This window comes from Legionella cardiaca, from assembly GCF_029026145.1.
In the GTDB taxonomy this organism is placed as follows: Bacteria; Pseudomonadota; Gammaproteobacteria; order Legionellales; family Legionellaceae; genus Tatlockia; species Tatlockia cardiaca.
Genome location: NZ_CP119078.1, coordinates 260,861 through 273,541 on the forward strand (window position 1 = coordinate 260,861; position 12,681 = coordinate 273,541).

Sequence of the window (12,681 nt, forward strand, 5' to 3'; positions counted from 1 at the left end):
TTGTAAAAAAAATATCTCAACAAGTTAAACTTTTTCTAGTAGCTGAATTGGTTGATGAATTTTATACACATTTGACCAAAATAAACAAAGCTTGTCGCTTTAAATGAGTAATTTTAGCACAGAGTTTTTCTTATTTTGTTTTAATTGCGCATAATTGAGAGCTCGCCCTAATTTGAAAAAAAGAAAAATTATGTTAGTTTGACCAATACCTGTTAAGATTGGCGTTCGGATTTTAGCTAGGACAACCTCAAGGAAATTGCTTAATCTAAAATTCGAATTTCAGCTCAACGGGATATGTTCAAGGGGTTGTTATCATGCTTTTTCTAACATTGAGACTTGCGTTAAGACAAGCATGGAAAAATGTTAACAACATGGCACTCCCGGATGAGATTGCCTCATATACTTAAGGAGTAGATTAATGCACCCTAATTTTTATTTATCACCACTGGTTGCCTCTTTGGCATTAACAATGGCTTCATCGGTCAAGGCCGCAGAGCCAATATCTTTGCAGTCTGAATCATTCAAAAATTTGCAGCAACAATTTCACCTTTCACTCCCAGGTGTAAGACAAGCAACGTCTGCGGTTTCTGTCGATAACTTGCAATTTCTTAGACAGCACACTGACCGCAATCATGTGACTCATATTCGCATGCAACAGCAATATGCTGGTTTTCCAGTGATTGGGGGTTATGCTATTGTCCATAGTAAAGGTAATATGGCTGCTCTCCTAAATACGCAAAACGCAGTTACCATGAATGGTATTGTCTATCGTGGTTTGCAACAAGACTTAGGACAACCTGCTGCCGATTTTGTAAAAAATGGCCAAATCGCCCTGCAACAATTAAAAGATCAATACAAAGATAAAAATGTTAGTGCAGAACAAGTAACTCCTGTTGTTTATATTGATGAACAGCATCAAGCTCATTGGGCCTATAAGGTCAGTATTTTTGTACGCCATACCGATAGAATCCCTGAAAGGCCTACAGCAATTGTTGATGCCAACACTTATCAGCCTTTTGTTAAATGGAATGATATTAAAACGGCTCGTGTACCTGCAAAAGGAATGGGTTTCGGTGGTAACAGCAAAATTGGTGAGTATGCTTTCGGTAAAAATTATCCTCTACTCGATATTACCCGTGAAAAACGAGGCAGTACTTGTTACATGGAAAATACGGATGTTAGAGTAGTTGACATGAAGCACGATTATTATTCCAACAATAGACCCATGAAATTTACCTGTAAAAAACCTGCGGACGGGACACTTACTTTCTGGACTGGCTATAAAGGGGATGGTTATGACAGAGACAATGGCGCCTTCTCTCCCACAAACGATGCGCTTTATGCCGGTTATGTAATTAAGCATATGTATCAGGATTGGTATGGTGTGCAGGCTTTAACTAAAGCTGATGGCTCACCCATGCAGCTTGTGATGCGAGTTCACTATGGTGAGGGTTATGAAAATGCTTACTGGGATGGTGAGCAAATGACCTTTGGTGACGGCGAAAACATGATGTATCCTTTGGTTTCCTTAGGCGTAGGTGGTCATGAAGTCAGTCACGGTTTTACAGAGCAACATTCTAATCTTGAATATTACGGCCAATCAGGTGGAATGAATGAAGCTTTTTCTGATATGGCTGCACAAGCTGCGGAATTTTATTCTACGGGCAAAAATAGCTGGCAGATTGGTCCAGAAATTATGAAAGAAGATAGTGGATGGGATGCTCTTCGCTATATGGATAAGCCAAGTCGTGATGGGATGTCTATTGATACCGCAGATGAATATAACAGTGGTTTAGACGTGCATTTTTCTAGTGGTGTCTTTAATCATTTATTCTATATTCTAGCTACCAAACCTGGTTGGGATACGCGTAAAGCGTTTGATGTGATGGTGAAAGCGAATATGGATTATTGGACGCCGTCATCAACTTTTGATGAAGGTGGTTGTGGCGTACTAACTGCTGCCAGAGACCTAAATTATTCGCTGGAAGATGTAAAGGCTTCTCTTGGCGAAGTTGCCGTGAAGTATGATTTTTGCAATTTAACCAATCCTTCCTAAGATGAACCGAGTATGCATAGGAGCAGAAATGCTTCTATGCTCTAACCATCTGCGTCATCTAGAGCGAAGCGAAGGATCCCCTGAATCCGGCATAGGTATTTTGTACTTACCTAACGAGAATGCCATATTCAGGAGCTCCTTCGTCGTAAACTCCTCTGGATGACGTGGGGTCTATTCAAAAGCCATAAAACTCAGCTAAACACTGAGCAATTGCTGCGGGATGTTCCATATGTAGATGATGGCCACCTGCCAAGTGATAAACTTTTAAATTGGCTACAGCGCGAGTGCGAGTCTCCATGTCATACTCATTAAAAATGGAATTATCCTTTGCCCATATCAAGCAGCTTTTTGCTGTAATGTTTCGCAAACAGGAAAGAATCTGGCCCTCGGTCATCCGTAGTGGTGTAGGTGTTAAAAGACGTCTATCATGACGCCAATAAAAAGCGCCCTGAAATTCTCGTGTTCCTCTTTGGCAGAGAATTTCTGCGTGTTCCAGGGATAAATAACCTCGTTTAGCTCGTGCTTGGGCGGCTAGGGTCAGTGATGCATAAGGTTTTGCTTCTTTTTCTTTATGCTGAGTATGTTGTAAGTATTGTGCCAATTGTTTGCGACAAGTTTCTTCCGATTTTGAAAAAGGGCCTAAGCCTTCAATTAAAACCATTGATAGGATCTTTTCTGGAGCGACACCGGCGATGAGGCTTGCAAGACAAGCACCCATTGAGTGACCTAATAAATGAACTTGTTTTAATTGCAATGCTTTAATAATTTCTAGAAAAGTAAAAATGCCATCGGTAAAATGATAATAACAACCTTCTGGTAAATGAGAAGAATGGCCATGGCCTGGTAAGTCGATAGCCAGAAGATAAAAATGATTTGTAATATAAGGTGCTAGCAATTCGAAGGAGTTGGCATTATCTAACCACCCATGAAGAGCAATCATCGGTGGTAAATCAGGATTACCAAAAGCTTTACCGGAAATATTAAAACCAGGAATTGCAATATCAAATGTTTTCATAGAGATGAGCTCGAATATTTTTCATAATCATAGTCTATATGTTACATTAAATAATAATGGAGAAAAATTTAGCTTAATTCTCTTAATTCTAATGAAGTAAAGCTGGTGTATGCTTTATACAAGAGATTAATCTGATTAACTTGTATGCAACCACAAAAGCACAATTTATCCTTGATAACTTATAACATTCATAAGGGTTTTAGTTTAGGCCGGGTTCGCTTTTTGCTGCCAGAAATGCGAGAGGCTTTGTCTTCGTTAAATCCCGACTTTGTTTTTCTGCAAGAAGTACAAGGAGAGCATCGACGCCGTGAAAAAAGGATTGATGCATGGCCTGACTTGCCGCAATTTGAATACATTGCTGAAAAAATCTGGCCTCATTATCTTTATGCTAAAAATGCGGTGTATCAATCAGGACACCATGGAAATGCTATTTTAAGTAAATTTGCTTTTGAAGAATTCGAGAATGTGAATCTGTCTTCAATGAACAGAGCTTCAAGAAGTATTCTTCATGGGCAAATCAAGGTAGGGGGCGAATCGCCGATAACTATCCATTTATTATGTGTGCATTTAGGCCTATTCAAAACAGAGCGTGCTTCGCAATGCAAAGCTTTAATGGCTCGTATTAATGACGTTGTGCCGGAAAATGAACCCTTGCTCATGGCCGGAGATTTTAATGATTGGCGTCATCATTTATCCAGACCATTGGCAGAAGAATTGGGGATTCACGAAGCTTTTTATCGTGTGGAAGGACAACATGCGCGCTCATTTCCCGCAATAAAACCTGCTTTTTGTGTGGATAGAATTTATTTTCGGGGTATGGAAGTCGCAGACGTTCAATGTTTGCAAGGAAAGCCTTGGCGTTTGTTATCCGATCATGTTCCACTGTTAGCCCGATTTGAGGTTACTTGTAAAAAATAAGGGGCAAAAAGCCCCTTGTTATTATTCCATATCAGCTTGATACTCACCAAAACAGGCAGCGCTGTTAAGACGAGCACGCTTTAATAAAGCAGATTGGGCTGCGCTAACGTTCGCTTTGCTACCTTTCCAGATTTGCAAACAATCTTCTTGTAATGCTCGTCCATAAGAGAAACTTAAATTCCAGGGTTGATAGCCTGTGCTATTAATAGCATTTAAGTTGGCTGTGGCTTGCTGAGGAGATTGTCCACCAGAAAGAAAGTTAATCGTGGGAACCGCAGCCGGGACATTATTACGAAATACACTGATAGTGTAATCAGCCACTTCTTCCGGAGTACTAAATGGCTTAACTGATTTTCCACAAGTAATCATACTGGGTTTCAGCACAATATTTTCCAATTCTACTTGATGAACAAAGAGCGCATGGAAAACTTCATGCAAGACCATTTCACAGGCTTCTGCGCAATGCTCAATTGAGTGCTCACCATCCATGAGTACTTCAGGTTCTACAATAGGAACAATACCAACAGCCTGACAACTTGCTGCATAACGAGCTAAAACCTCAGCGCCAGCTTTAATAGCAGTTAAACTTGGCGTAAATTCGGTAATAGAGTAAACGTTGCGCCATTTAGCAAAGCGCGCGCCCAATTTTTTAAAGTGTTCCAGGCGCTCAACAAGACCATCCAGCCCTTGAGTCACTTGTTCATTATCTGTATTCGAGAGAGTGACTAAGCCTTTATCGACTTTAATGCCCGGGACAATGCCTTTTTCAGTGAAGATATCAGCGATGGGTTTGCCATTTTCATCTGTTTGTTCAAAAGTTTCTTCAAAGAGAATAACCCCGTTGATATATTGCTCTAAATCAGGGGTAGTTGCGAGCAATAGGCGGTAATCGCGACGATTTTCCGCTGTATTTTCAATACCAATACTATTAAAACGCTTGCCGATGGTACTTGTGCTTTCATCTGCGGCCAAAATGCCTTTGCCATCTTGCAGTAGTTGCTCCATGGTCGCTGATAATTCATCATAATACATAATGTTTTATTCTCCTGTTTAGGTATTCCCAGATATTATTTACCAGGGGCTGAAATATATTTTTCTCGAATAATTTGCTGCATATTAAATCCCTTTTCTTTCAAATAACTGAAAGAATCATCGATCATACCGGGATTTCCACATAAATAAACTACATCATTCTCGGGATTTAAGGATAGATCGGGGAAGGCATGTTGAACATAGCCGGAATATTCAAAGGCTTGTAAATTACCAGCCGCCTCACGACTCAGATGCGCACGAAAAGTAACTTGGGGGAATTCTTTGGCAAAGGCATGAAATTCAGCGGGGTAAAGAATTTCTTCATGTTTTTGCACACCTTGTAGAATGACGACTTGTAATTCAGGGTTATTTTGCAAACGTCGTTTCAATTCTTCTATCATGGCACGATAGGGAGTAACACCTGTGCTTGTTGCTACCAGGATGTATCGTTTAGGTAATTCGTCTTTTAAAATTAAACGACCGAAGGGGCCACTAATATTAATTTTGTCCCCAGGTTTTAAATTAAACAATAACTCAGTTCCAGGACCTCCCTCAACATAACCTGCTGCAAACTCAATCTGATTGTTTTGTGTTGGGACATTGGCGATACTGTAGCTGCGCTTCAGCATTTTCTCATTTTTTTCAAAATGTATGGTAATAAATTGTCCGGGCAGATAATTAAAGGCGGGCGATTGTTCGGTACGAAAAACAAAATGCTTTACCTTAGGAGAAAGCATAAAGGCATCGTGTAAAGTAATTGGAAAGGTTTTAATTTGCATAATAATAACAACATAATAAGGAAGTTCACTAATATAGGGGAAAATTTATGCATTGCAAGAGCCAGATGTGAATTGGTATATAATTAGACTATGAGCACTGATTTAATCACAATGATTGGCAATGTCAGCCGATCTCTCTTTCCAGTCCAGCATCTTTTGACGGGGCTGGCGTATCTACTTGGGATTACATTTTTTATCATTGCCTTAACCAAACTAAAAAAAATAGGTGGGGCCGGGAAGCAATCTTCTAATGAAAAAATCTTTGTTCCAATGGCCTACCTGGCTGGGGCGGCGATGCTTCTTTATTTGCCTTCGGCGCTAACGATACTGGCAAATTCTGCCTTTGGTGTCGGTAATGTTTTGCAGTATATTCCTTATAGTCCCTATAATATTTATAGTTCGATGGGACTTGTGATTCAAACAGCAGGTCTTATTTGGTTCATTCGTGGTTGCGTCTTACTAATTCACGCCAGTGAGCCAGGTGTGCAGTGGGGGCCTAAGGGATTGGTTTTTCTATGTGCAGGCGTATTGGCGATGAATTTTCAGAATACGACTAATATGTTAAATGCCATTTTGACTCATCTGACACAGCTAACGTTAGCCGTAAAGAATTATCAGGGCTTTTGATTTGGACAAGCTTACTCATCCTCGCCACAAATTTTAAGATTGTTTGCTTTAGCGAAATCAATAATTGCTTGATAGACTTGCGGGCTGGATTCTTTAAGTTTGGGGTCAAGTAAAACGCATTTATAACCTTCAGTATTAACGCTGGGTTGTAAAAGCGGTGAGTAATGAATTCGTCTGTTTTTAAAACTCGCAAGGGTTCCGCTCATTCTTTCAGCCCAATCACTAGGGCGAAACGGTTTTCCTTGTTCCGTCACACCTTCAATGACAATTTTTTTGGTCTTCGAGTCGGTCATGCTAGTAAGTTAAGAGTTTATATACTTTGAAAACAGTATGCGTAGTATAGCATCATCTTGTAAAAACAACGAGGTAATAGCAAGGAAGGGAGAGATTATGATAGGATCTTGGGCGGTTAATTATATTGAGCCGATACCGTGAATCAGAAAGAGAGTCATTCAGGAATTTATCTATTGCCAAACTTGTTTACTACGGCAAGTTTGTTTGCTGCTTTTTATTCAATTGTAGCATCTTTAAAGGCTCAATATGAGGCTGCTGTGATTGCTATTTTTGTGGGTATGCTGGCTGATGGTCTGGATGGAAGGATTGCACGATTAACAAATACACAGACAGCATTTGGTGCCCAATATGATAGTTTGTCAGATATGGTCACATTTGGTGTAGCGCCAGCACTCTTATTATATAGTTGGAACCTGCATAAATTAGGGAAAGTTGGGTGGTTAGTTGCTTTCGTCTACACGGCAGCAGTGGCTCTGCGTCTTGCCCGTTTTAATGTTCAAGTTGAAACAGCGGATAAACGCTATTTCCAAGGCTTGGCCTGTCCACCTTCGGCAGCAATTGTTTCAGCGCTGGTCTGGTTTTGTCATCAAAATCAATTGAATCATTTTATCTTTGCCATCATTACTGCAGTCATCGCGCTTCTTGCAGCTATTTTAATGGTAAGTAATGTGCGTTATCACAGTTTTAAAGAAATAGACTTTAAAGGGAAAGTTCCCTTTTTATATTTATTAGTAATGGTTATTTTATTTGTAGCGATTGCCGCAAACCCGTCAGTTGTTTTATTCACAGGCTTTGTCATTTATGCCTTGTCGGGGCCAATTCAAACTTTAATTGCGCTGCATCGCCTGCGCAAACAACGAAAGCGTGTTGCTAATGAAGAGAAACCAAAAGATTGAGGTGCAATATTCACTAATCTTTATTCGGGTTCGCCAAAGCAATTATTAATCAAATCAATGATGGCCTTTTCCATTTCAACTTCATCAGGTCCTTCAATCGTTAAGACTAATTCACTGCCTTTATTGGCAGCAAGCATCATTACACCCATGATACTTTTACCATTGATGGTTTTTGAGTCTTTGGTGACGTCAATATGACTTTGAAATCTCGATGTGGTTGAGACAAATTTCGCAGAAGCTCGAGCGTGCAAACCTAGTTTATTAATAATTGTAACTTTAGTTTTAATCATACGATTAACAATGTAACACGTGTTGTAATTTTCTACAATGGTAAACAAAAAAGGAAATTTATTCGAAGGTCAATGGTAGTAGTTATGTTTGGCAGGTCGATGATCAAAATCAAAATAAATATGAGAGCAAAATTCAGCAAATTTAACGGAAGAAGAGGGATTCATTCTGGTTATTCCGTGTCGAGCTTTCCAGATTTTTTTAATCACCTCATTGACTTGTTTGCGAGTTGCTTTCAGACCAATGGCCCATAGGTGGGCAATAAAAGCACAACCTCGTGTTTTACAATCAATATCAAGCAAATAAAGCGCATTTTTAAACTGGGTTAATTTCTCTTTTTTCAATAAGGAAACTGTGCGTGAATTCGTTTTTAGTAGATGCTTATTCCCTAAAATGCGATTAATGAGGAAATGAAATTGTTCTGAATCCTTTCTATGAGCCCCATAGCTTCGGGTAATTGATTTATATCTCACTTCAAGTTCCGCGTTTTTAGAAAGTCTTTCAATGTGAGAGAAGATCTGGTAAAGATTCGTTTTAAGATCAGTGACTTCGATTTCTTTGGGGTAAATAAGATATTCCAAATGTTCGTCAAGTAACATGTATTGTATGAGAGGCGGTTTGTGAGGTCCTCGAGGTAGCCATCGTAATGCTGCAATATTTGCCATAGTAGTTATACCTAAAAATGTCATGATTCGAATGAGTCTACTGTGACGGTTTCCAAATTTATAAAGTTTATTTCCCTTATTTTTATATAGAAATAAATAACAACAAGTGCAAATTACTCTGCCAGACTGGATACTGGTTTTAGGTTATCGCCTAAAAAATTAAGCGAGTTCAGTTGTTGTTTGTTGACTAATTAAATCGTATAGCGCCTCATTGGACGTTACACGTCGGCAAGCGGCGCGAAAAGACGGCTCATTAAATTGTTTAATGATGGTATCAAGTAATTGTAAATGTTGATCAATTTGCTCTTGTGGTACAACAAGCCCAATAACCAAATCAACGGGTTGCTTGTCTTGTGCACCAAAATCTACAGGATGAAGTAATCTAATAATGCAGGCTTTAGGGCTAGTAATTTCGGCCGAACGCACATGAGGAATGGTGATTCCTTGGCCGATAGCGGTACTACCCAGGCTTTCTCGTTTCCAATAAGCATCGAATAATTGTTGAGCATCCAATTCTGGATAAGTGTGACTCAGCAATTGACTAAGTTTCAGAAGCACTGCTGTTTTGCTTTGAGAAGTACAATCAATACAGACATTACTTGGATGTATGACCTGGCGAAGTTGCATGATTACAGACCAAAATTAAAACTAATTGTATTTTACATTTTCTTATAGTAAAGAAACAACTATAGTAGGCTTATCAACATAAAATGACAAGAGGAATACTCTTGTCATTTTTAGGGCACTCTAATGAATGCTATTGTCTTGAATTAATTATTCACGATGTTCACGAATTTTTTCTTTGTGTTTAATAAGTTGTCTATCAAGTTTATCAATTAATGCATCAATAGCCGCATACATATCTTCTGATTCAGCGCGAGCATGTAATTCGCCTTTGGCAACCTGGACAGATGCTTCAGCAATCTGACTTAATTTTTCAATGTCGAAGACCACATGTATTGAGGTAATTCTGTCAAAATGCCTTTCGAGTTTATTGAATTTTTCAATGGTAAAGGCCCTTAACGCTGGGGTAACTTCCACATTATGACCTGTGAAGCTAATTTGCATAACGCTCTCCTACTATTATTTAACACTAACTACGAATTGTTTTGCGTTCATTGGAAGGAGCAATTCCCATTGCTTCACGGTATTTTGCTACAGTCCTACGTGCAACTTGAATACCCTGTTCCCCAATTAATTGCGCAATTTTACTATCACTCAACGGTTTTTTACGATTTTCTGCAGCAATTAATTTCTTAATAACGGCGCGAATCGCAGTAGAAGAACATTCTCCCCCCGTAATGGTAGCAACATGACTTGAAAAAAAGTATTTTAATTCAAATACTCCGCGCGGAGTATGCATAAATTTTTGTGTGGTAACCCGCGAAATAGTGGACTCGTGCATATCTAAGGCAAGGGCCACATCATTGAGAATAAGTGGTTTCATCGCTTCTTCACCATGCTCTAGGAATTCTTGTTGATACTCAACGATGCACTGGGCAACTTTCAACAATGTTTCTTGACGGCTTTGAATACTTTTTAGAAACCAACGAGCTTCCTGCAAATTATTTTTCAAGAATTGATTATCAGCACTATTATCGGCGCGTTGGATAAGCGATGCATAGTGAGAATTAATGCTGAGACGAGGCAACGTATTCTGATTTAAGGCTACCTCCCAGACCCCCTCTATTTTTTTTACAATCACATCTGGAATAATGTATTCAGTTGTATTTTGTTGAATTAAATTGCCTGGCTTTGGGTTAAGCCCTTGAATAATATGAACAATTCTATCAAGTGTGCCTTCATTAATTTGATGATTTTTCATGAGTTGACGATAATTATGCTGGCCAAGTAACTCGATATCTTCACTAACGATGCGCTTGGCCAAAGCAATGTCACTATTTGTATCAGGTAATTGTTCTAACTGTATCAATAACGTTTCAGCTAAATTATTTGCAGCGCAGCCTACGGGATCAAAATGCTGTAAACGATGACGTACTACTTCTATTTCATCTAAATCAAGAGGATGAGTTTCGCTATCTAGACTTGCATGCAATTCAGCCATTGATAAGGTTAAAAAACCATCATCATCGATCGCATCAATAATGGCTGTTGCAATGACTCGATCTACGTCGCTCATCGGCGTTAAATCGAGTTGCCAACGCAAATGATCTTGTAAGTTAGTTGTACTGCAGTGCAGATTTTCATAATTGAAGTCTAAATCATCAAAGTTGGTTCTTTTACTTTGGTTAGAATAGAGTTGGGACCATTGGAAATCAGTAAATTCGTCTTGGTTCTGTTTGGACTCTTCCATTCGAGGTTCATCTTTTTCCTCGCTGGCTGTTACTTCTAACATAGGATTTGATTCGACGACTTGCTGGATCTCTTGCTGCAAATCAAGTGTAGACAATTGTAAGAGACGAATAGCTTGTTGAAGTTGTGGCGTAAGGGTTAATTGTTGACTGATACTCAACTGCAACGATGGTTTCATGCAAATCCTCTTTGTTCTTACCGCTTTTTTACTAAGTTTAACTGATTCAAAGGGATTATCCAGTAGGGAAAGCAGTATTCTTAAGGATTAAAGAGAGGAAAATTGCATTAAGAGTTTTAAAAATTTGCGAAAAGTAAAAAAATTTGGCTTAAAAAAAAAGGCCTCTCTGAGGCCCTTAAATAGGATTACTTAACTTTTTTCTCTTTAAAAATAACATGCTTACGAACTACTGGATCATATTTTTTTAATTCTAATTTCTCAGGATTATTACGCGGATTTTTAGTTGTAGTTACATAATAACCAGTACCCGCAGTAGATTCCATTTTGACTTTAATCGTGACAGCTGCCATGACATTTTTCCCCTAATTTAAACTTTTTCGCCTTTTGCTCTGAGCTGCTCGAGAACAACTTTAATACCTAATTTATCGACAATTCGCATACCTTTAGTACTTAATTTCAGGGTAACGAAACGATTTTCATCTTCAACCCAAAAACGATGTTGTTTAATGTTGGGTAAAAAACGTCGCTTTGTTTTGTTGTTGGCATGCGACACATTGTGACCAGTGGTTGGTCTTTTGCCAGTAACCTGACATACTCTTGACATGGTATTACTCCAAAGTGTTCGATAATTATAATTCAGCTTTGTATAAATTCAAGGCATTCGCCAGGCGAATTGGCCGGGTGTAAAATACAAGAGCGGTTTTATAGCAAAAAAAGACTCATTATGCAATTGTTTTGCTAGCAATGAGGCATCTTAATAGTTTTAAAATTAAACATTAGCATATCACATGATCACAAAATTGTCAGTACACGGTATAATCCCCTGCCTTTAAAATAATGAGTTATTGAATGCGAACAATTAAAAGTTTTGTACTACGTGGTGGACGTGTTAGTAATCGACAACAACAGGGCTTGGAACACTGGTTAAAAGATTACGAAATTCCTCTGATGAAAACAGGTTGGGATTTGGAAGAACTGTTTGGTCGCAAAGCAGATACCATTGTCGAAATAGGATTTGGTATGGGTGCTTCTTTACTGGTGATGGCAGAACAGCATCCAGAAATCAATTTCATTGGCATTGAGGTGCATCGTGCTGGAGTTGGCAGTCTGGCTGCTGATTTACATGAAAAATCGATTAAAAATGTACGAATTGTTTCCCATGATGCAGTTGAGGTATTTAAGCATCATTTCGCGAAAGATTCCTTAGCGGGCGTACAAATTTTCTTTCCCGATCCCTGGCCCAAAAAACGGCATCATAAACGTCGTCTTATCCAACCTGAATTTGTTAAATTAATTGTTGACCGCATTAAGAACGGCGGTTTTCTTCATTGTGCAACAGATTGGCAAGATTATGCCGAGCATATGCTTAATGTACTATCTGCAGAGTCTCAATTACGTAACACTCAAAATGAAGGTTTTTCGCCAAGACCTGAAACGCGACCATTAACCAAGTTTGAGCAACGTGGAAATAAGCTTGGTCATGGCGTTTGGGATTTAATCTACAGAAAAGAAGCCTCAGACATGAAATAACGGTGTATGGAATAGTGAACAAAATTTAAAAGAATTTTTGAACTTCATTTGTCCAATATGTAGAATGGTCTTTCCAGGGAGGAATAATTT

Annotated in this window: 16 protein-coding genes; 5 read left to right on the forward strand and 11 right to left on the reverse strand. The window is 38.9% G+C overall.

Annotation, left to right across the window (positions count from 1 at the left end; genetic code table 11):
- Positions 1-418 precede the first annotated feature (418 nt).
- Positions 419-2,056, forward strand: a complete 1,638-nt coding sequence (proA, locus tag PXX05_RS01165; protein WP_275089220.1) for a zinc metalloprotease ProA — start codon at positions 419-421, stop codon at positions 2,054-2,056.
- Positions 2,057-2,231: 175 nt separating this feature from the next.
- Here proA and PXX05_RS01170 read toward each other — a convergent pair whose 3' ends face one another.
- Positions 2,232-3,071, reverse strand: a complete 840-nt coding sequence (locus PXX05_RS01170; protein WP_275089221.1) for an alpha/beta fold hydrolase — start codon at positions 3,069-3,071, stop codon at positions 2,232-2,234.
- Positions 3,072-3,215: 144 nt separating this feature from the next.
- Between PXX05_RS01170 and PXX05_RS01175 the strand changes: the two genes are divergently transcribed.
- Positions 3,216-3,989 (forward strand): endonuclease/exonuclease/phosphatase family protein, encoded by a 774-nt coding sequence (locus PXX05_RS01175; RefSeq protein WP_275089222.1) that lies wholly within the window; start codon positions 3,216-3,218, stop codon positions 3,987-3,989.
- A gap of 21 nt (positions 3,990-4,010) precedes the next feature.
- Here the strand turns inward: PXX05_RS01175 and PXX05_RS01180 are convergent, their stop codons facing one another.
- Together PXX05_RS01180 and PXX05_RS01185 are read right to left on the reverse strand one after the other, a co-directional pair.
- Positions 4,011-5,021: a class I fructose-bisphosphate aldolase gene (locus tag PXX05_RS01180; RefSeq protein ID WP_275089223.1), complete on the reverse strand. Its 1,011-nt coding sequence runs from the start codon at positions 5,019-5,021 to the stop codon at positions 4,011-4,013.
- A 35-nt stretch (positions 5,022-5,056) separates the two neighbouring features.
- Positions 5,057-5,800 carry a ferredoxin--NADP reductase gene (locus PXX05_RS01185; RefSeq protein WP_275089224.1) on the reverse strand — a complete coding sequence of 248 codons (744 nt, stop codon included), beginning with the start codon at positions 5,798-5,800 and terminating at the stop codon, positions 5,057-5,059.
- A 90-nt stretch (positions 5,801-5,890) separates the two neighbouring features.
- Between PXX05_RS01185 and PXX05_RS01190 the strand changes: the two genes are divergently transcribed.
- Positions 5,891-6,427, forward strand: a complete 537-nt coding sequence (locus tag PXX05_RS01190) for a type IV secretion protein IcmC (protein ID WP_275089225.1) — start codon at positions 5,891-5,893, stop codon at positions 6,425-6,427.
- A gap of 11 nt (positions 6,428-6,438) precedes the next feature.
- Here PXX05_RS01190 and PXX05_RS01195 read toward each other — a convergent pair whose 3' ends face one another.
- Positions 6,439-6,720 (reverse strand): DUF3579 domain-containing protein, encoded by a 282-nt coding sequence (locus PXX05_RS01195; protein ID WP_275089226.1) that lies wholly within the window; start codon positions 6,718-6,720, stop codon positions 6,439-6,441.
- Positions 6,721-6,858: 138 nt separating this feature from the next.
- Here PXX05_RS01195 and pssA point away from each other — a divergent pair, with 138 nt between their 5' ends.
- A complete protein-coding gene (pssA, locus tag PXX05_RS01200; protein ID WP_275089227.1) occupies positions 6,859-7,617 on the forward strand; it encodes a CDP-diacylglycerol--serine O-phosphatidyltransferase in 759 nt (252 codons plus the stop codon).
- Between the two features lie 20 nt (positions 7,618-7,637).
- Here pssA and PXX05_RS01205 read toward each other — a convergent pair whose 3' ends face one another.
- From PXX05_RS01205 to rpmB, 7 genes are all read right to left on the reverse strand, one after another.
- Positions 7,638-7,907 carry an HPr family phosphocarrier protein gene (locus PXX05_RS01205; RefSeq protein ID WP_275089228.1) on the reverse strand — a complete coding sequence of 90 codons (270 nt, stop codon included), beginning with the start codon at positions 7,905-7,907 and terminating at the stop codon, positions 7,638-7,640.
- A gap of 69 nt (positions 7,908-7,976) precedes the next feature.
- Positions 7,977-8,594 (reverse strand): hypothetical protein, encoded by a 618-nt coding sequence (locus PXX05_RS01210; protein ID WP_275089229.1) that lies wholly within the window; start codon positions 8,592-8,594, stop codon positions 7,977-7,979.
- 135 nt (positions 8,595-8,729) lie between these two features.
- Complete coding sequence (locus PXX05_RS01215) at positions 8,730-9,197, reverse strand: PTS sugar transporter subunit IIA (RefSeq protein ID WP_275089230.1); 468 nt, start codon at positions 9,195-9,197, stop codon at positions 8,730-8,732.
- Between the two features lie 147 nt (positions 9,198-9,344).
- Complete coding sequence (gene hpf / locus PXX05_RS01220) at positions 9,345-9,638, reverse strand: ribosome hibernation promoting factor (RefSeq protein WP_275089231.1); 294 nt, start codon at positions 9,636-9,638, stop codon at positions 9,345-9,347.
- 25 nt (positions 9,639-9,663) lie between these two features.
- Positions 9,664-11,061, reverse strand: a complete 1,398-nt coding sequence (locus tag PXX05_RS01225) for an RNA polymerase factor sigma-54 (RefSeq protein ID WP_275089232.1) — start codon at positions 11,059-11,061, stop codon at positions 9,664-9,666.
- Between the two features lie 185 nt (positions 11,062-11,246).
- On the reverse strand, positions 11,247-11,411 hold the full coding sequence (rpmG, locus tag PXX05_RS01230) for a 50S ribosomal protein L33 (protein WP_275089233.1): 165 nt from the start codon (positions 11,409-11,411) through the stop codon (positions 11,247-11,249).
- 17 nt (positions 11,412-11,428) lie between these two features.
- Positions 11,429-11,665, reverse strand: a complete 237-nt coding sequence (gene rpmB, locus PXX05_RS01235; protein WP_275089234.1) for a 50S ribosomal protein L28 — start codon at positions 11,663-11,665, stop codon at positions 11,429-11,431.
- Positions 11,666-11,910: 245 nt separating this feature from the next.
- On the opposite strand from rpmB, the gene trmB reads away from it, so the two are divergent.
- The gene (gene trmB / locus PXX05_RS01240) at positions 11,911-12,591 is read left to right on the forward strand and encodes a tRNA (guanosine(46)-N7)-methyltransferase TrmB (RefSeq protein ID WP_275089235.1); all 681 of its coding nucleotides are present in this window, start codon (positions 11,911-11,913) and stop codon (positions 12,589-12,591) included.
- Positions 12,592-12,681: the final 90 nt, after the last annotated feature.